At 70.5% G+C, this 18,320-nt stretch carries 16 protein-coding genes; 7 read left to right on the top strand and 9 right to left on the bottom strand.

Annotation, left to right across the window (positions count from 1 at the left end):
- Nucleotides 1-15 precede the first annotated feature (15 nt).
- The gene (locus D7Y04_RS20995) at nucleotides 16-423 is read right to left on the bottom strand and encodes a (deoxy)nucleoside triphosphate pyrophosphohydrolase (RefSeq protein ID WP_120574332.1); all 408 of its coding nucleotides are present in this window, start codon (nucleotides 421-423) and stop codon (nucleotides 16-18) included.
- Nucleotides 424-766: 343 nt separating this feature from the next.
- Between D7Y04_RS20995 and D7Y04_RS20990 the strand changes: the two genes are divergently transcribed.
- Nucleotides 767-1,003 carry a helix-turn-helix domain-containing protein gene (locus tag D7Y04_RS20990; protein ID WP_043321491.1) on the top strand — a complete coding sequence of 79 codons (237 nt, stop codon included), beginning with the start codon at nucleotides 767-769 and terminating at the stop codon, nucleotides 1,001-1,003.
- A 48-nt stretch (nucleotides 1,004-1,051) separates the two neighbouring features.
- Here the strand turns inward: D7Y04_RS20990 and D7Y04_RS20985 are convergent, their stop codons facing one another.
- The 5 genes from D7Y04_RS20985 to D7Y04_RS20965 all read right to left on the bottom strand — a co-directional run bounded on the left by D7Y04_RS20985 (nucleotide 1,052) and on the right by D7Y04_RS20965 (nucleotide 9,838).
- Complete coding sequence (locus tag D7Y04_RS20985) at nucleotides 1,052-1,924, bottom strand: MaoC family dehydratase (RefSeq protein WP_120595772.1); 873 nt, start codon at nucleotides 1,922-1,924, stop codon at nucleotides 1,052-1,054.
- 59 nt (nucleotides 1,925-1,983) lie between these two features.
- Nucleotides 1,984-3,267 (bottom strand): sigma-54-dependent Fis family transcriptional regulator, encoded by a 1,284-nt coding sequence (locus tag D7Y04_RS20980; protein WP_120595771.1) that lies wholly within the window; start codon nucleotides 3,265-3,267, stop codon nucleotides 1,984-1,986.
- Nucleotides 3,268-3,313: 46 nt separating this feature from the next.
- Nucleotides 3,314-5,068 (bottom strand): hypothetical protein, encoded by a 1,755-nt coding sequence (locus D7Y04_RS20975; protein WP_147477169.1) that lies wholly within the window; start codon nucleotides 5,066-5,068, stop codon nucleotides 3,314-3,316.
- 187 nt (nucleotides 5,069-5,255) lie between these two features.
- Entirely contained in the window at nucleotides 5,256-7,481 is a 2,226-nt protein-coding gene (locus tag D7Y04_RS20970; RefSeq protein ID WP_121760467.1) for a hypothetical protein, read from the bottom strand.
- 5 nt (nucleotides 7,482-7,486) lie between these two features.
- A complete protein-coding gene (locus D7Y04_RS20965; RefSeq protein ID WP_121760466.1) occupies nucleotides 7,487-9,838 on the bottom strand; it encodes an FdhF/YdeP family oxidoreductase in 2,352 nt (783 codons plus the stop codon).
- Between the two features lie 190 nt (nucleotides 9,839-10,028).
- Between D7Y04_RS20965 and D7Y04_RS20960 the strand changes: the two genes are divergently transcribed.
- The 6 genes from D7Y04_RS20960 to D7Y04_RS20935 all read left to right on the top strand — a co-directional run bounded on the left by D7Y04_RS20960 (nucleotide 10,029) and on the right by D7Y04_RS20935 (nucleotide 15,719).
- The gene (locus D7Y04_RS20960; RefSeq protein WP_120595768.1) at nucleotides 10,029-10,451 is read left to right on the top strand and encodes a hypothetical protein; all 423 of its coding nucleotides are present in this window, start codon (nucleotides 10,029-10,031) and stop codon (nucleotides 10,449-10,451) included.
- 117 nt (nucleotides 10,452-10,568) lie between these two features.
- Nucleotides 10,569-11,000: a hypothetical protein gene (locus tag D7Y04_RS20955; RefSeq protein ID WP_120595767.1), complete on the top strand. Its 432-nt coding sequence runs from the start codon at nucleotides 10,569-10,571 to the stop codon at nucleotides 10,998-11,000.
- 108 nt (nucleotides 11,001-11,108) lie between these two features.
- Complete coding sequence (gene hutU, locus D7Y04_RS20950; RefSeq protein WP_121760465.1) at nucleotides 11,109-12,764, top strand: urocanate hydratase; 1,656 nt, start codon at nucleotides 11,109-11,111, stop codon at nucleotides 12,762-12,764.
- 10 nt (nucleotides 12,765-12,774) lie between these two features.
- Nucleotides 12,775-13,494: a hypothetical protein gene (locus D7Y04_RS20945; protein WP_120595765.1), complete on the top strand. Its 720-nt coding sequence runs from the start codon at nucleotides 12,775-12,777 to the stop codon at nucleotides 13,492-13,494.
- 2 nt (nucleotides 13,495-13,496) lie between these two features.
- Nucleotides 13,497-14,762, top strand: coding sequence for an imidazolonepropionase (hutI, locus tag D7Y04_RS20940; protein ID WP_121760464.1), 1,266 nt, complete (start codon nucleotides 13,497-13,499; stop codon nucleotides 14,760-14,762).
- A gap of 87 nt (nucleotides 14,763-14,849) precedes the next feature.
- Nucleotides 14,850-15,719 carry a class II glutamine amidotransferase gene (locus tag D7Y04_RS20935; RefSeq protein WP_121760463.1) on the top strand — a complete coding sequence of 290 codons (870 nt, stop codon included), beginning with the start codon at nucleotides 14,850-14,852 and terminating at the stop codon, nucleotides 15,717-15,719.
- A 1-nt stretch (nucleotide 15,720) separates the two neighbouring features.
- Here the strand turns inward: D7Y04_RS20935 and tsaE are convergent, their stop codons facing one another.
- From tsaE to D7Y04_RS20920, 3 genes are all read right to left on the bottom strand, one after another.
- On the bottom strand, nucleotides 15,721-16,206 hold the full coding sequence (gene tsaE, locus D7Y04_RS20930; protein ID WP_121760462.1) for a tRNA (adenosine(37)-N6)-threonylcarbamoyltransferase complex ATPase subunit type 1 TsaE: 486 nt from the start codon (nucleotides 16,204-16,206) through the stop codon (nucleotides 15,721-15,723).
- A gap of 190 nt (nucleotides 16,207-16,396) precedes the next feature.
- Nucleotides 16,397-17,929 carry an NAD(P)H-hydrate dehydratase gene (locus D7Y04_RS20925; RefSeq protein ID WP_121760461.1) on the bottom strand — a complete coding sequence of 511 codons (1,533 nt, stop codon included), beginning with the start codon at nucleotides 17,927-17,929 and terminating at the stop codon, nucleotides 16,397-16,399.
- A gap of 14 nt (nucleotides 17,930-17,943) precedes the next feature.
- Nucleotides 17,944-18,318 (bottom strand): holo-ACP synthase, encoded by a 375-nt coding sequence (locus tag D7Y04_RS20920; RefSeq protein ID WP_120595761.1) that lies wholly within the window; start codon nucleotides 18,316-18,318, stop codon nucleotides 17,944-17,946.
- Between the last annotated feature and the right edge of the window lie 2 nt (nucleotides 18,319-18,320).

Here is an 18,320-nt window from a genome sequence, read left to right as displayed (position 1 = left end):
TGGTGGGGCGCACGGTCAGTGGTCCAGGTCCAGCAGCCGGGCCAGGGTCTTCGCGTCCGCGTCGGGGAAGCGGTACTGGCCCATCTCCTCCAGCGCCACCCAGCGGTGGTCATGCACACGCAGGTGGTGGATCTCCGCGTCCGGGTAACTCAGGCGGCAGCGGAACACGCGGAAGTCGATGTCGTAGGTCGGGTACTCGTGGCGGGTGTGCATGACCTGCTCGAGCACCTGGATCTGGACCCCCATCTCCTCGAGCAGCTCGCGGGCGAGCGCCACCGTGTCCTGCTCCCCCTCCTCCACCCGGCCGCCCGGGAACTCCCACAGGAGGGGCAGCGACGCGGTGGGAGGACGCTGGGTGATGAGGTAGCGACCCATCTCGTTCTGGAGCATCGCGCCGACGACTCGCACGTGACGACGGGTCATTCACTTCTCCTCGATTGGGGTCCCAAAGATGGAAGACAGGGTGCGGCGGCGTAACACAGCCCCTGTCCGGCGCCAATGCGCAAGGCCCCTCCTGGGCAGCAGCGTGCGCACGGCCGGGACGCGCGGCCACCCCACCCGGCCCCGTCCTCCGGGGCGAGCCAGGGTCGCGGAGACAGGGCTCCAGAAGGCCTGGCGGGGGGCCCGAAGCCGCCTGGATCCTGGGGGAAGCGGGCTGTTGGGGACTTCACGTCCCGGAGAGGCGCCCCCCGGCCGGGCCACCGTCCACGAGGGGTGCGTGTGGGATTCAAGTGACGTGCGGGCCAGATGGCGCCATGCTCGGGGGATGACACAGAGTCGGAGAGAGCGGGCCGAAGCGCTTGGCGCCGCGCTGAAGGCAGCGCGGCAGCAGGCGGGGCTCTCCATGGAGGAAGTCGCGGAGCATCTGGAACTGGGCGTGGAAGTCCTGGCCCGCGTCGAGCGAGGCGTGATGGTCCCCACCATCCCCACGCTGAGCCGGCTGTGCGCCCTGATGAAGCTGGACCCGGACAGTCTGCCGGACCTCCCGGAGCTGAGTGATTGACGCGTCTGGCGGGCCCCTCTCCGGCCCGCCGGCGCGTCGCCCGCCTCGTCAGCCCAGCCGCCCCACGAGGTGCGGCTTCCCCTCCTCCGACAGCACCCGGAACGCCACGCCCGCGGACTCGCGAGCCGTCTGGAACGTCACCCGGGATGGCAGGAAGAGGGGCTTCTTGAAGTCGCAATCCAACTGGAGCGCGTCCGCGTGGGCCGCTTCGCCCAGCTCCGCCACGCAGCGCGCGAGCGTCCACATGCCGTGCGCGATGGCGCGAGAGAAGCCGAAGGGCTTCGCGGTGACGGCGGTGAGGTGGATGGGATTGAAGTCGCCGGAGGCTCGCGCGTAGCGGCGTCCGGTGTCCGCAGGGATGCTCCAGGACGCGGGGCGACTGGACGCGAAGCGCGTGTCTTCCGGCGGAGGGGCCTTGCGTGCGCTGTCCTTGTCCTTCCGCTCAGCGTTGCGGCGCAGCATCGTGCTGACGGCCTGCCACAGCAGCTCGCCGCTCTCCTGCGCTTCGACGCGCGTCTCGATGTCGAACTCCTGGCCCGCGGGCACTTCGCGCTGACCGTCGAAGCGGCAGGCCACGGTGAGCGCGGCGGTGTCCGGCAGGCGGCGGTGCTGCTGGATGCGGTTGCGCACGTGCACGATGCCCATCGCGGAGTACGGGAAGTCGGGCAGGCTCAGCAGCTGGAGGTGCAGCGGCGTGGCCATGACCTGCGGATACGTGAGCGGCAGGAAGCCGTCGGCGTCGAAGCCGCACGCGGTCCGGTAGCGCTCCAGCAGCACGGGCGACGCGCGGCAGCCATGCGCCCGCAGCGTCAGGGCCGGCAGCGTGGTGCTGCCCCGGGACTTCCCGAAGGGATTGGCCGCGCGCAGGAGCGTGGCGGGCATCGCCGGGAGCGAGTGCAGGTCGAGGATGGGAGCGGACATGCGGAGGATTCTCCGACACCCGCCCCCGCCGCGCGCGGGATTTGTGAGCCCGGCTTGCGTCAGCTCTTGAGCCCGTGCCGGCGCAGCAGCCGGTACAGGTAGACGCGGTCCATGTCCGCGGCGGCGGCGGCCTGGGACACCTTGCCTCCGTGCAGCTTGAGGAGCGCCTCCACGTAGTCGTGCTCGAAGGTCTCCAGCGCCCGGCGCCGGGACTCCGCGTACGTCACCGAGGCGTCCACCGCGCGAGGCACGGCGGGGGCCATGGGATTCGCGGCATCCGGCGCGGAGGGAGACAGCGCGCTCTGGAAGACGAGGCAGCGCTCCAGGTGGTTGCGCAGCTCGCGCACGTTGCCCGGCCAGGCGGCGCGCTGGAGCCGCGTGAGGAAGTCCGGAGTGGTGAGCTGTGCGAGCTGCTCGGACGTGGCGCCCAGCCCCGCGAGGATGCGCTCGACGATGAGCGGGATGTCCTCCGTGCGCTCGCGCAGCGACGGGAGCGGGATGCCCACCACCGCGAGGCGGAAGAACAGGTCCGCGCGGAAGCGGCCCGCCTGGACCTCCGCGCGCAGGTCTCGGTGCGTGGCCGCGATGACCCGCACGTTGACCGACTGGTACGTGTTGGAGCCCAGGCGGCGGATCTCCCGGTTCTCCAGCACGCGCAGCAGCTTGGGCTGGAGCTCGGCGGGCAGCTCGCCAATCTCGTCCAGGAAGATGGTGCCTCCGTCGGCCTCCTCGAAGGCGCCCACGCGGCGCTGGATGGCGCCGGTGAAGGCCCCCTTCTCGTGGCCGAACAGCTCGCTCTCCAGGAGGTTGGCCGGGAGCGCACCGCAGTCCACGACGAGGAACGGCGCGTTCGCGCGAGCCCCGGCGCGGTGGATGGCGAGCGCCGCGCGGCTCTTGCCCGTGCCCGTCTCCCCTTCCAGCAGCACCGTGGCGTTGCACGCCGCCGCGCACGCCATGCGCTCGAAGCTGGCGCGCGCCGCGGCGGAGGTGGCGACCAGCTCTCCGAAGGTCGCCTGCTCCGGCGGGGGCGAAGGACGGCACTCCTGCGCCGGGGACGGGAGCGCTTCCACGGGCTCCGGAGCCACCTGCATCCGGAGCGCACGCTGCACCTCATCTCGGTTCAACGGCTCGGGCGCCACCGTCTCGTCCCGCGCTTCGTGACGCGCGGCCGGATATCCCCCCGTGGATCCGCTCCGCACCCGGGCTCGGGACTGGCGCCACCGGACCCCGTCCACGTAGGTCCCTGGACGTTCATCCTGGGCCCGCGCGCGCGCCCCCTTCTGCTCCGACTTCATCTCGCAGTGGAAACGCGGCACGGCGGACTCCTCGCTCGACAGGTTCATTGAGGAAACGGTCCCCCCCGGACCGGTGACGGATGGTGGAACGCGCTCAGTAGGCGCGGAGGATCTTCAGACGCCAACCCTGCGGCCACAGCTCGTCGTAGGAGCCCCGGTAGCCGCTGTAATCGGAGGCATACAACTGGAGCTCGCCCGCGGTGCCAGGCCGCCACACCGCCGTGTAGAGCGTCTGCCCGTTCACCACGTGGGGCTCCAGCAGCTTCAGGCGCCAGCCCTGCGGCCACAGCGAGTCATACGTCGCGCGGTAGGACGCATACGTGACGCCGTACACCTGCACCTCGCCCTCGGTGCTGGGGCGCCACACGGCCGTGTAGTACGTCTGCCCGTTCACCACGTACGGCTGCAGCAGCTTCAGACGCCAGCCCTGCGGCCAGAGCGAGTCGTACGTCGAGCGGTACGACGCGTACGTGGCACCGTAGACCTGGATCTCCCCTTCCGTGCTCGGGCGCCAGACGGCCGTGTAATACGTCTGCCCGCTCACGACGTACGGCTGGAGGATCTTCAGGCGCCAGCCCTGCGGCCACAGTTCGTCGTACTTCGCCCGGAAGGCGGTGTACGTGGCGCCGTAGAGCTGGAACTCCCCTTCCGTGCTCGGGCGCCACACGGCGTTGTAGAGCACCTGCGTGCCCACCACGTACGGCTGCAGCGTGTGCAGGCGCCAGCCCTGCGACCAGAGCTGATCATACTTCTCGCGGTAGTCCGCGTAGGTGCGGGCGTAGGCCTGGATCTCCGACTGCGTGCTCGGCTCCCACACCGCCGTGAAGGTGCCCGGGAGGTTGGGCACGCCCACGTCCGTGTACTGGGTGATGCGGCACGCGTTCGTGTTGGGCAGCGGCACCTCGTTGCGGCGCAGCGCGCAGGCGCGGAGCTCGGCGGCGGCCGTCGCGTTGGCCGCGCTGTAGTAGGTGGAGCCCGGCGTCATCCAGATGGGCGACGCGGGCGAGTGCGGGTTCTTCGCCACCTCCGACGTCGCGGTGGCGCGGACGCCCAGGTCCAGCGCCACGCCGTCGTCGTAGCCCAGCTGGTTGTTCGTGCCCATGCGGTGACAACCCAGGCACACGTTGCCGGCGACCTCCACCTTGTAGGCCTTCCACGTCGCGAAGTCCGCGCCGATGAAGCGGTAGGGCTGGTCGCGATTGAAGCCGTAGTCGCCCGCGCCCGGCAGCTTGTTCGCGCCCGTCACCTGCGTCAGGTACGGCGAGCGGACCAGCGCCCCGTTGTCATGGCAGCGCACGCAGCGGATGGACGCCGTGTCCGCGGGCGTCTTCCAGCTCCACGCGCCCGTGCCCTTGGAGGGCGCCTTCACGTCCGCGCCGTAGAGCGTGCCCAGCGCCTGATAGAAGCAGGTGGCGCCGTTCTTCTTGTTCGTCTGGATGACGGCGATGTCGCCGTAGTAGTTCGCCGCGTTCCCCTGCTTGCGGCAGTGCGCGACGATGGACACGTCCGCCGTGTCCTTCAGCACCTGGAAGCGGCTGCCGGGATCACACTGCTGATTGAGCCGGTTGGGCCGGTCACACTTGCCGTTGACGTGGTTGGTCGTGGGCACGACCGTGCCCAGCTCGCAGTTGAAGTCCGGCACCGTGGCGCCGATGGCCGCGTCGCACTTGGCGGCGTACTGCTCCAGCGTGTCCGACAGCGCCGACGACTGCTGCGCGAGGACGGGCTCGTCGGAGGACGACACGAGCCGGTGCTCGGCGTTCACTCCGCTGCCTTCACCACACGCACCCAGTCCGACCGTGGCGGCCAGACCCAACAGTGCCCACACCGCGCGCAACGAAGTCTTCATGACGAATGCCTCTCGCTCCCCTGGAGACACGGCGACGACGCGCGCGTGGAGGCATGCCATCCCGTCAGCCGACGGACGGACTTGTTTGCCCGAGACCCCTCCCAGGCGTGTTCCAGCACCCCTCGTAGGCCATTACGCCGGGGCTTCTGGATATTCCCGGACAATTCCCCGGGGCTTTTCCAGGGGGTCAGCGCACGGTGAGGTCGACCACGAAGCCAGCGGCGGCGTCTCCCTCGCGGGAAGCGTCGATGACGTCGGGGCGCTCGTCGCCCACCCACAGGCCCAGCACGTCGTACACCAGCCACTGCGCCAGGGACCGCGAGGCCCCCTGCGCGGCCTCGCGCGGCACGCCGGACAAGGCGCCCTGCGCTTCCATCGAGGCCCGGGCCAGCCGGGCCGGCATCACCCACAGCTCCGGGCGCACGAAGGCGGGCACCAAGAAGAGGCAGAACGCGGCCTCCGTGCGCGTGAGCAGCGCGTCCAGACGCTCCCGGCCCAGGCGGAACGTGGGCAGCCACTGCCCCTCTCCACGCTGCTCCAGCTTCGCCACCGGCACGCGGACGACGCGGCGCGTGCGCACGAAGCCCTCGCGCTCCACGGACACGATGAAGGCGATCTCGGAAGCGGCTTCCGGCTGAGGCTCGGGGTGGCGGTGCACCGTCATGGACAGCGACAACGGCGACGCCACCAGCGAACCCAGCGCCGCTTGCACATGCGCCAGCTCCGAGCGCAGCCCTTCGAGCAGGCCTGTGATCAGCTCCGGCGTCTCCTCACGGAAGCGCTGGAGATGGCGCTGGGCGGCTTCGGACTCCACGCGTCCCACCGCGCCCACGAGCAGGTCCTCCAGGTCGCGGTCGCGCAGCCAGGTGCGTCCGCCCACGGGCACCGCGCGCGTCACGTGCAGGTGGCGCAGGGAAGCCGTCAGCGTCGCAGGCTCGGAGGGCTCGGAGGGAGGTGCGTGCTTGTCCTGCCCTGCTCCGGCCTGGAGGTAGGACTGGAGCGAGCGGGCGCGGAAGCGGGCCCGGGGAGACGGATGCTCCAACATCTTGCGCACCAGCCGCCGATCCGTGGCGTTGCGGACGAGCGACAGCGTGGCCAGCTCCGCCTCCGACGAGGCTTCATCGGGTGCGCACCACAGGAGGAACTCGATGGCTGCCTTGCGCAGCACGGGCTTCCTGCCCATGCGCCAGGTCACCTCCTTGCGCCACGCGACCAATCCATCCAGACCGGGCCGCGCGGGCGTGCGGAAGCGCGGCCACATCTCCGCGCACTCCTCCGCCAGCCACACCAGGTGCGTGAATCCAGGCAGTAACTCCAGCTTCGCGCGAGCGCGGGTGCGCCGCTCGAACGCCTCCGGCACGCCGCGCCGCACGGAGGCGCGGAACAGGCGCTCCTCCAGCCACAGGAGCGTGAGCGCCAGCGCGGGCTCGGCCTTGCGCATCGTGCCCTGACAGTGGTCGAGCACGAAGCGAGCGTGGCCCAGGTCCGCGGCAGTCTCGAAGTCGCTCTGCACGAGCGCGCCCAATGCACCGCGCAGGCCGTCCACCGGAGGCGCGTCGAAGAGCGTGAGCAGGTCGCAGAGGTTCTCCACCACCGCGGGCAGCCCGCCCACCTCCACGGTGCGCGCCAGCAGGAGCCCCGCGCGCGAGCACCAGTCCGGCTCCTTGCGCCCGTTGGGGTAGCACGCGAGGAAGCCGCGCATGCCGCTGCGGCCGTCCTGGGACGTGGCCAGCGCGAAGAGGCGCTCACCCAGCACTTCCCTCGCCTCACGCCAGGGAATGCGCGCGGCGCGCGTGCGGATGAAGTCGGTGAGCTTGTCGCGGCCACCGTCGCGGGTGTCGGGGAGCAGGGAGCGCAGCTGCTCCAGCAGGTCCACGGACTTCGCGCCCGTGCCCATGACGTACTTGAGGTCCACCTCCACCGAGTCCTGGAAGCGCAGCGCGCGGCCGTCGTAGGTGCAGGGCACGTCGCGCACCAGCTTCGACAGCGCTTCCGGGTGGCGCTTGAGGTAGCGCGTGAGCACCGTGGAGACCGTGACGGTGCTCTCCTTCTGGATGCGCTCGGCGCTCTCCGTGTCGCCCGCCTCGCGAAGCGCCGTCACCGCGGCGTCCCGCCTCGCGAGCACCTGCTTCAACAGCCCCAGGCGCGGCTCTTCGTAGGGCCAGAGCAGCTCACTGAGGGTGGACAGGAGGAAGAGGAGCTCGGCCGGGGTGCGCTCACCCGGGGACAGCCGCTCCCATGCGGCGGCCTGGGCGCGCGTGCGCTCCTCCAGCGAAGCACCGCGCACCCAGCGGGCGAAGTCCTCGCGCCACTCCGCGCTCGACGCCACGGCCTCTTGCGGCGCCGTCGCGGCGACTCGCGCATGGAGGGCCTGGAGCGGCTCCGGCCAGAGGGAGGCTTCCACCAACGGCATGAGGCTCACCCGGACCTCTGGGTGCTGAGGGCCGAGGGCTCGGGACTGGGGGCCACGGTGATGATCACGGACTTCGACGTGGGCGTGCGGCTCTTGTCCGCGAAGCTGGCCACCGGCACCAGCACGTTCGCTTCCGGGAAGTAGGTGGCCGCGCACTGGCGCGGGATGTTGTACGGCACCACCAGGAACTCGCGCGCCACCCGCGTCTCGCCCTGGAAGTGGCTCGTGAGGTCCACCTTCTGCCCCGCCGTCAGCCCGCGCGACTTCACGTCCTCCGGGTGCAGGAACACCACGCGCCGCCCCTGGTGGATGCCCCGGTAGCGGTCATCCAATCCGTACACGGTGGTGTTGTACTGATCATGCGAGCGCAGCGTCATCATCATGAACTGCCCGGGCTCCAGCCGGTGGCGCGGCATCGGATGCACCGTGAAGTGCGCCTTGCCGTCCTTCGTCGTGAAGCGTCCCTCGCGAGGCCCGTTGGGAAGGGCGAACCCGCCGGGCTGGTGCACGCGGCGGTTGAAGTCGTCGAACCCCGGGATGCAGCGCTGGATCAGCTCGCGCACCCGGTCGTAGTCCTCCACCAGGGACGTCCACGACACCTTCGAGCGCGTCCCCAGCACTGCTTGCGCCAGCCGGGCCACGATGACGGGCTCGCTGAGCAGGTGCTCGGACGCGGGGGCCACGGCGCCGCGTGACGCGTGCACCATGCCCATCGAGTCCTCCACCGTCACGAACTGCCGCCCCGAGGCCTGCACGTCGTGCTCGGTCCGCCCCAGGCACGGGAGGATGAGCGCGCGCTGACCGTGCACCAGGTGCGCGCGGTTGAGCTTCGTGGACACGTGCACCGTGAGCCGCGCACGCCGGAGCGCCCGCGCGGTGAACTCCGTGTCCGGCGTGGCCGACAGGAAGTTGCCGCCCATGGCGAAGAACACCTTCACGCGCCCGTCGTGCAGCGCCTGGATCGTCCCCACCGTATCCAGGCCGGTGTGTCGAGGCGGCGCGAAGCCGAACTCCTTCGACAGCGCGTCCATGAACTCCGGCTTGGCGTGCTCCCAGATGCCCATGGTGCGGTCGCCCTGCACGTTGCTGTGACCGCGCACCGGGCACACGCCCGCGCCCTGCTTGCCGATGCTGCCGCGCAGGAGCGTGAGGTTCACGATCTCCTGCACGTTGCCCACCGCGTTCTTGTGCTGCGTGAGCCCCATGGCCCAGCAGAAGATGGTGCGCTCCGAGCGCGCCAGGATGTCCGCCGCCTCTTCAATCTGCTCGCGCGGCACTCCGCTCTGCTCCACCACGTCGTCCCAGGACACCGTGGCCAGGTGGGTCACGTACGCGTCGAAGCCCGTCGTCTTGCCCTCGACGAAGGCCCGGTCCACCACAGTGCCCGGCGCCTTCGCCTCCCGGTCCAGCAGCGCCTTGCCCAGCCCCTGCAAGAGCGCCACGTCGCCGTTGATGCGCACCTGGAGGAACAGCTTGTTCAGCGCCGTGCCCGGGCCGAACAGGTGCAGCACCTCCTGCGGGTGCTTGAAGCGGTTGAGGCCCGTCTCCGGCAGCGGGTTGACGCTGACGATTTCACACCCCCGGCGCGCGGCGGCCTGCAGCGCCGTCAGCATGCGCGGGTGGTTGGTGCCCGGGTTCTGCCCGATGACGAAGATGGCCTGCGCGTGGTCGAAGTCCTCCAGCGTCACCGACCCCTTGCCAATGCCAATCGTCTCCGACAGCCCCGTGCCACTGGACTCGTGGCACATGTTCGAGCAGTCCGGCAGGTTGTTGGTGCCGAACTGCCGCACGAACAGCTGGTAGAGGAACGCGGCCTCGTTGCTCGTGCGACCGGACGTGTAGAAGGCCGCCTCGTCCGGCGAGCCCAGCGCATTCAACTCTTCCGCCACCAGCGCGAAGGCCTCATCCCAGGAGAGGGGCTCGTAGTGCGCCGCGCCCTCGCGCAACACCATGGGGTGCGTGAGCCGGCCCGCCTTGCCCAGCCACAGGTCGGACTGCTCCGCGAGCCGCGCCACGCTCCACTCGCGGAAGAACTCAGGCGTCACACGCTCCTGCGTGCCCTCTTCCGCCAGCGCCTTCGCGCCGTTCTCGCAGTACTCCTGCACGGACCGATGGGAGGGGTCCGGCCACGCGCACCCGGGACAGTCGAAGCCGTCCTTCTGATTCACCTTCCAGATGAGCTTGCCGCCGCGCCACGGGCCCGCCTCGCCCAGCACGTGCTTCAACGCGCTCAGCACCGCCGGCACGCCGCCCGCCACCGTCTTCACCGGCCCCACGTCCGGAGCCCGGTTCTCCAACGGAGGCTGGGCCGCCGGCACCGCCAACGCGTTCCCCTTCCCGTCCTGTCCCTGATCCATGTCCCACCTCTGCGCGGCGCGACTCTACCGCGCCCGCGCCCTCCCGGCAGGCCCGGGGTCTGACACACCTCTCCCGGTATCAGTCACAAACTTGTTTTCCAAGCTTCACGGGGCTCATGCAGGATGGCGCGCAAGCGGAAGTGCCCTCCAAGGGCACCCGCGTCCCCCCGCAGTCCTGGAGTGCCTCTACATGAACGCCATCCGTCCCTTCGCCGCCGCCGCGCTGCTCGTGTCCGCCCCTGCCCTGGCCGGGCACAGCATCTGGTCCACCCACGGCCTGTACATCGGCGACAACGGGGCCACCTACCCGGCCACGAGCGCCAATCTCACCGTCAGCTGGAACGAGAGCACCTTCGCCGCCTACGCCAGCTTCCAAGGCACCGCCAACGGCAACACGTACAACTTCGACCTGGTGGGCTCGTCCGTCACGTCCGTCACCGCCTTCAACATCACCGGCCTGTGGAACATCCAGCGCAACGGCGTGCTCATCTGCGCGGGATGCACCGGCAGCGCCTATGGTCTGGACGCGTCGGTGGGCAACGGCATCAAGTTCTACGACAGCACCTACCGGTATCACTTCAGCGCCACCGTCGACGCGCGCCAGGACTACTGAGTCCCCGCGGAACCAGGGAAAGCCACGATTTCAAGGCTCACGGGGAGCATGCAGGATGATTCACGCGGAGTGCCCCCCGGCGCTCCGCGTCAACCCCCGCATCAGGAGGCATCCCCCATGAAGGCCTTCCGTTCCGCAGTCATTGCCGCGCTGTTCCTGTCCCTCCCCGCCCTGGCCGCGCCGACGGTCCACAGCATCTGGTCCAGCCGCGGCTTCTTCGTTGTCGACAACACCGGCAGCTACCCGGTGACGAGTGGCAACGCCGTCGTCTCCTGGGACCAGTCCACCAACACCGCGTTCGTGAACTTCCACGGGATCGCGGGCGGCAACACGTACGACTTCGAGCTGGTGGGCTCGCCGGCCATCGCGACCAGCGTGGACGACATCAGCGGCATCTGGAACATCCGCCGCAACGGCGCGTTCATCTGCACCGGCTGCTCGGGCACCGCCTACTGGCTGAGCCAGCCCGTGGGCAACTACTTCAAGTTCTGGGACTCCACCAACGTGTTCCACTTCAGCGCCTACATCGACTCGCGCAAGGACTACTGACGCACGGCGTCCAGCGTGTCCTGGAGCAACGCTGGCCCTGCACGCAAGCCCCCCGCGGCCCCGGGGGTTCGGTTAGGGTGCGGCGCCCCCTTTCCAGGAGTCTTCCGCATGTCCCGCATCATCCGCGCCTCTCGCGGCACCACCCTCTCCTGCAAGGGATGGGTGCAGGAGGCTGCGCTCCGGATGCTGATGAACAACCTTGACCCGGACGTGGCCGAGCAGCCCGGGGACCTGGTCGTCTACGGCGGCACCGGCAAGGCCGCTCGGGACTGGCCCTCCTTCGACCGCATCGTCGCGAGCCTCCAGAGCCTCACCGACGACGAGACGCTGCTCGTGCAGTCCGGCAAGCCCGTGGGCATCCTGCGCACGCACCCGGACGCGCCGCGCGTGCTCATCGCCAACTCCAACCTCGTGGGCCACTGGGCCAACTGGGAGCACTTCCACGAGCTGGAGAAGAAGGGCCTGATGATGTACGGCCAGATGACGGCCGGCTCGTGGATCTACATCGGCACGCAGGGCATCCTGCAGGGCACCTACGAGACCTTCGCCGCCGCGGGCCGCTTCCACTTCGGCAGCGAGGACCTGGCCGGCCGCCTCATCCTCTCCGGTGGCCTGGGCGGCATGGGCGGCGCGCAGCCCCTGGCCGCGACCATGAACAACGCCGTGTTCCTGGGCGTCGAAATCGATCCGCACCGCGCCCAGCGCCGCGTGGAGACGCGCTACCTGGACGTCGTGGCCAAGGACCTGGACGAAGCGCTGGCGCTGGCGAAGGACGCGCAGCAGAAGCGCGTGGGCCGCTCCATCGCCATCATCGGCAACGCGGCGTCGGTGTTCCGGGAGCTGTACAAGCGCGGCATCAAGCCGGACCTCGTCACGGATCAGACGAGCGCGCATGATCCGCTCAACGGCTACATCCCCACGGACCTGTCGCTGGAGGCCGCCGCGGAGCTGCGCAAGCGCGACCCGGAGGGCTACGTGAAGCGCGCCCGCGAGTCGATGATCATGCACGTGCAGGCCATGAACGACTTCCAGGCCGCCGGCAGCCACGTCTTCGACTACGGCAACAACCTGCGTGGCCAGGCGAAGGTCGGCGGCATGCAGAACGCCTTCGAGTTCCCCGGCTTCGTCCCCGCGTACATCCGCCCGCTGTTCTGCGAGGGCCTGGGGCCCTTCCGCTGGGTGGCGCTCTCCGGAGACCCGGAGGACATCCGCCGCACGGACCGCGCGGTGCGCGAACTCTTCCCGCAGAAGGCGTCGCTCAACCGCTGGCTGGACATGGCCCAGGAGCGCGTGGCGTTCCAGGGTCTGCCCGCGCGCATCTGCTGGCTGGGCTACGGCGAGCGCGCCAAGGCGGGCCTCGCGTTCAACGAACTGGTCCGCAAGGGCGAGGTGAAGGCGCCCATCGTGATTGGGCGCGACCACCTGGACTGCGGCAGCGTCGCTTCCCCCAACCGCGAGACGGAAGCCATGAAGGACGGCTCGGACGCGGTGGCGGACTGGCCCATCCTCAATGCGCTGGTGAACGCGGTGAACGGCGCTTCGTGGGTGTCGTTCCACCACGGCGGCGGCGTGGGCATGGGCTACTCGCTGCACGCGGGCCAGGTCATCGTCGCGGACGGCACGCCGGAGGCCGCGCGCCGCATCGAGCGCGTCCTCACGTCCGACCCCGGCATGGGCGTGCTGCGCCACGCGGACGCGGGCTACCCGGAGGCCATCGACGTGGCGAAGGAGCGGGGCGTGCGCATCCCCGGCCTCACCGCCTAGAGTGCGTCGGATGCCACGACGCGTCCGACCCTTCGTGATGACCGCGGTGATGGGTGTGCTCGCGGGATGCACGCCCACCACCGCCGGGCCCATGGTGATGCGCCTGGGCCCGGGCGTCCCCCAGCAGAACTTCTTCCAGTTGGGCCTGCGCGCCGGCCCCCGTCTCAACGCTCCGCAGCTGTCGGAGCGCGGGGAGAACGGCGCCTTCCAGGGCGACGCGAAGCCCTTCGTGGCTGATCAGTGGGGCATCGACATCGACGGCTCGGTGACGGTGCCCGTGAGCGACCGCCTGTCGTGGCACGTGGGCCTGCAGGGCGAGTTCGTCGGCCTGCCTGCGCCCGGCTACGGCGTCTACTCCGGCGTGTCGTATTACATCGGCTCGGAGAAGGTGGGCATGGCCCCGGCCCTCTCCCTGCGAGGAGCGTCCGACTTCGGGCTGGGTGACACGGACAGCACCAGCAGCCTGTTCGGCGTGGAGGCTACCTGTGCGTTCACCGTGCAGCCGGAGCCCGGCATGTCCCTGGGCCTGGTGCCGTTCTTCAGCGTGCAGCAGTCGCTGGTGAACCCCGGCTCGCAGGTGACGACGCACTTCTACGGCGCCGTGGTGGCGGCGCAGCTCAAGTTCGGCGAGTCGCGCACGAAGCTGGAGCTGTCCGGCGGCTTCGGCCGGGCGCACTCGGGTGACACCAGCTGGAACGCGCCCGTGGCGGGCGTACGCGGAGGACGCTGAGCATGGAAGCCCTGGACCTGTGGGTGCGCAACACCTCCGAAGTGCTCACCGTGGAGGGCACCCACCGCGAGCCTGCGGAAAGCGCCCTCACCCCGCGCCCGGGAGCGGGCATTGGCGTGAAGGACGGACGCGTGGCCTACGTGGGCCCGGAGTCCGGCCTGCCGAAGGGCGCGCTCACGGACGCGACGGAGATCATCGACGCAGAGGGCGGCTTCGTGGGCCCGGGCTTCGTGGATCCGCACACGCACCTGGTGTTCGCGGGCGAGCGCTCCGCCGAGTTCGACCTGCGCAACCAGGGCGCCACGTACCTGGAAATCGCCAAGGCCGGCGGAGGCATCGCCAACACGGTGAGCGCCACGCGCGCCGCGAGCGAGGAGGAGCTGGCCACGCTCGCCCTGCCCCGCCTGGAGCGGCTGCTCTCGCAAGGCGTGACGACCGCCGAGGTGAAGAGCGGCTACGGACTGAATCTGGCGGACGAGCTGAAGATGCTGCGCGCGGTGCGCCGCTTGAGCGCGCAGTCACCGCTGGAGCTGGTGCCCACGCTGCTGTGCGCGCACTCGGTGCCGCCTGAGTACAAGGACCGCCGCGCCGAGTACCTGGACCTCTGCATCAACGAGATATTGCCCGCCGTGGCGCGCGAGGGCCTGGCGCGCTTCTGCGACGTCTTCACCGAGGACAGCGCCTTCACCGTGGATGAGTCCCGCAGGCTGCTCAACGCGGGCAAGGCGCTGGGCCTCACGCCGCGCCTGCACGCGGATCAGCTCACCGCGTGTGGCGCTTCGGCGCTCGCCGCGGAGGTGGGCGCCGCCAGCGCGGACCACCTGGAGCAGGTGACGGACGAAGGCATCCGCGCGCTCGCCGCCGCGAACGTCACCGCCGTACTCGTGCCTACCTCCACCCTCTTCCTGCGCATGCGCCCCTACGCGCCCGGCCGGAAGCTGCGCGATGCGGGCGTCAACGTTGCTTTGGGTTCCAACGTGAATCCCGGCTCATCCATGACGGAGAACCTGGCCCTGGTGCTGGGGCTCGCCTGCCTGGAGAACGGCCTGTCAGCCGCGGAAGCCTACTGGGCCGCTACCCGAGGGGCCGCGCAATGCTTGGGGTTGCAACGGCAGGGGCGGCTGGCCGTGGGTGATGCGGGCGACCTGGTGGTGTTCGCCTGTCGCAGTTACCGGCATCTGCCTTATCATCTGGGTATCAGTCACGCGCGCGTGGTGGTGAAGGGCGGACGTGTGGTGTTTCGCGCGCGTATGAATCACTGTCCCTGAGTGGATGCCGCTGAACAACTGGCATCGGCCGAGGGGGCAGGTGGAACTTCCCTCGTGGGCCGGCCGTTGTAGAGATCAGCTGCCACCATGTGCCGATTATTTGGATTCAGGAGTGCTGTTCCCGCCGCTGTCCATACCGCCCTGGTGACGGAGAGGAATTCCCTCCTCATCCAGTCGCGTGAGCACAAGGACGGTTGGGGTATCGCCACGTACGGGCAGGAGTCCTCACCGCTCGTCGCGCATGGCGTGGGCCCCGCGCACTGCGACCCCGACTTCGAGCGTGTGTCGAGCCAGGTCTCGGCGCGCACCGTGGTGGCGCACATCCGCCTGGCGAGTGTGGGGGCGGTGGAGCTGCGCAACTCGCACCCGTTCCACTTCGGCCGCTGGTCCTTCGTGCACAACGGCACGCTGCGCGAGTTCGCGAAGCACAAGGCCACCGTGGAAGGGCTCATCCACCCGGAGCTGCGCGTCAACATCAAGGGCACCACGGACAGCGAGCGCTGCTTCTATCTGTTCCTGTCGCGGCTGTCGGCGCGCGGGCCGCTCGACGGCACGGTGAGCGTGGAGGCGATGGCGCAGGCGCTCGCGGAGACGATGACGCTGGTGTCCACGCTGACGGACGTGCCGGGAAGCCGCGAGCCGAAGGAGCGCTCCGCGATGAACTTCCTCGTCACGGACGGAGAGGCGATGGTGGCCACGCGCCGCAACCGCACCCTCTTCATCTCCTCCGGAATCAGCGGCTGCCCGGAAGCCCTGCGCACGCCGAACACGGGGGTGCCGCTCCAGCAGTTCCTCGTCTCCAGCGAGTCGCTGTGCGGCGGGCCGCACTGGGTGCCGGTGGATGAAGAGGACGTGGTGGGCGTGGACTCGCGGCTCACGTTCCACCGCTGGAAGGTGCAGACGCTGGCGGACGGGGTACTGAACCCGCGGCCGCCAGAGCAGCACGCCCTGGTCTGACTCAGCCCAGCCACGCCTCGAGCAACGCGGCGGGACGCGCGCCGAAGGCCTCCACGTCGAGGCTCCGCGCGTCCTCTCCCTCATGGCGGAGCGTGACGCGCAGGAAGTCGCGCGGCGCGGCCTGGGGGATGCGGTCCAACCACTCCACCAGCATCGCGTGGTCACCGCCCACCAGGTCCAGGAACCCGGTGGCGTACAGCTCGTCGTAGTCCGTCAGGCGGTACAGGTCCGCGTGGTACAGCGGGATGCGGCCGGCATACGGGTACACGATGGCGAAGGTAGGGCTGGCCACCTCCGACTGCGCCACACCCGCCCCTTCCGCCACGCCGCGCACCAGGTGCGTCTTGCCCGCGCCCAGGTCGCCAATCAGCCCCACGAAGTCCCCGGGCTGGAGCAGCAGTCCCAGCTTCACGCCCAGCCGGTGCGTCTCCTCCGGTGACGGAGACACCAGCCGCCGCGAGCGCGTGGGCTGCGCATCTCCGCTCATCGCGCCCTCCGCGCCGCGACAAGGCCGCGGCCCACGAGCACGTCCGCCTGGTGCGGAGCCATGAGGCGCGACATCAGCGCGCGCATCGCGCCCTCCGAGCCGAGCATCGGGTCCGCCGCGCCGTGTTCAGGCCGAGGCCCACGTGCACGTCTTTCAGGCGCCGAGGCATGAAGTGCCGCGTCCGCGCAGCTCATCGCTCCCACCGCGTCCAGACGTCGCCCAGGCCCACCAGCAAGTCCGTGGCGATGAGGCCCATCAACCCGCGCTGCTGCGCCATCAGGTCGCCCGCGAGCCCGTGCGCATAGACGGCCGTCCACGCGGCCTTGGGCAGCGGAATGCCCTGCGCGAGCAGCGCGCCGCACACGCCCGACAGCACGTCGCCCGTGCCGCCGGTGGCCATGCCCGCGTTGCCCGTAGGGTTGATGAACACGCGCCCACCCGCTTCCGCGATGAGCGTGCGCGAGCCCTTGAGCACCACCGTGCAGTTGAGCGACGTGGCCAGGTTGAGCGCCACGCCCACGCGGTGCGCCTGCACGTCCTTCGTCGTCCGGCCCCACAGCCGCGCCATCTCCCCGGGATGCGGCGTGAGCACCACGGGCCCCTTCGCCTCCCGCAGCACCTTGAGATCCTCCGCGACGGCATTGAGCGCGTCCGCGTCCAGCACCGCGGGCACCTCCACCGCCGCCAGCAGCTCACCAATCAGCGCGCCCGTCTCCGGCCCGCGGGGGATGCCCGGCCCCATCACCAGCGCGTCCTTGCCCTCCAGCGCGGACTTGAGGGCCTCCAGGTCGCCCTTCCCCAGCGGGCCTTCACCCGGCAGCGGAATGCCCATGATCTCCGGCGAGTGCGCCATCACCCACGGCAGCGCCGCAGGCCGCGTGGCCACCGTGACGAGCCCCGCTCCGCTGCGCAGCGCGGACAGGGCCACCATCGCCGCGGCGCCCGTCTTGCCCGGGCTGCCCGCCACCACCAGCACGTGACCGTAGGTGCCCTTGTGCGAATCCGCGCGGCGCTTGGGCAGCGCCTCACGCGCATCCTTCTCCTCCACGCGGAACAGCTCCGCGCCGGACACCGCGCGAGTGGACTCACCCCCCAGGCCAATGTCCACGCGCCGCACGTCGCCGCACAGCGAAGCGCCGGGCTCCAGCTCATGCGCGGGCTTCACGAAGCCGAAGGCCACCGTGACGTCCGCCTCCACGCAAGGCGAGAAGGGCTCCGCCGTGTCGCTCTGGAGTCCCGAAGGCACGTCCGCGGCCACCACCTTCGCCCCCGCGCGCCGCCACCGAGCCACCGTGCCGATGGCGTCCGCGAAGACGCCCTCCGGCGCGCGCTTCAGGCCGGTGCCGAAGAGGGCATCCACCACCACGTCGCCCGGGCCCGCCTCCGGCAGCGCCTCAAAGGCGCGCGGCGACTCACCGAAGCCCTCCAGCGCCTGGAGGTTACGCTTCGCCTCCGACGTGAGCTTGCCGGTGTCCCCCACCAGCGACACCACCACCCGGGCGCCTCCCTCCAAGAGGAAGCGCGCGGCGACCAGGCCATCCCCGCCGTTGTTGCCGGGGCCGCAGAGCACCGTGAAGCGCCCGCCCGCGCCCGCGATGCTCCGGGCCGCTTCCGCGAGCGCACGGCCCGCGTTCTCCATCAACAGCCCGGACGGCATCCCGTGCTGGTCCTGGGCGGCCTTCTCGGCCTCTCGCATCTGGTTCGCGGTGAGCACGCGCTGCATGGCTTCCAACCTCCCTACTTCGTCTGGAGCACCACCGTGGCAGCGGCCACGCCGGCATCATGGGTGAGCGCGAGCATCGCGTCCCACCCCCGCGCTTCCATCACTTCACGGGCCACGCCGGAGAGCACGAAGCGCGGCGGGCCGCCCTCGCGCACCACCTCCATGTCCCGCCACTTCACGCCCGGAGGCACGCCCATCGCCTTCACCAGCGCCTCCTTCGCCGCGAACCTCGCCGCGTAAGCGCTGGCCGCGTCATGCCGGGGCGCGCAGTACGCGCGCTCACCGTCGGTGTACACGCGCTGAAGGAACGCCTCCGCGCGCGGACCTTCGAGGATGCGCTGGATGCGCTCGATGGAGCAGAGGTCCAACCCCAGTCCGACGATGGGCATGC

Origin of the sequence: Corallococcus sp. AB038B, assembly GCF_003668955.1 — a bacterium.
Lineage (GTDB): Bacteria > Myxococcota > Myxococcia > Myxococcales > Myxococcaceae > Corallococcus > Corallococcus exiguus.
The sequence above is the reverse complement of the archived record's forward strand: the minus strand, read 5'-3'. Positions and strand labels throughout refer to the sequence as shown.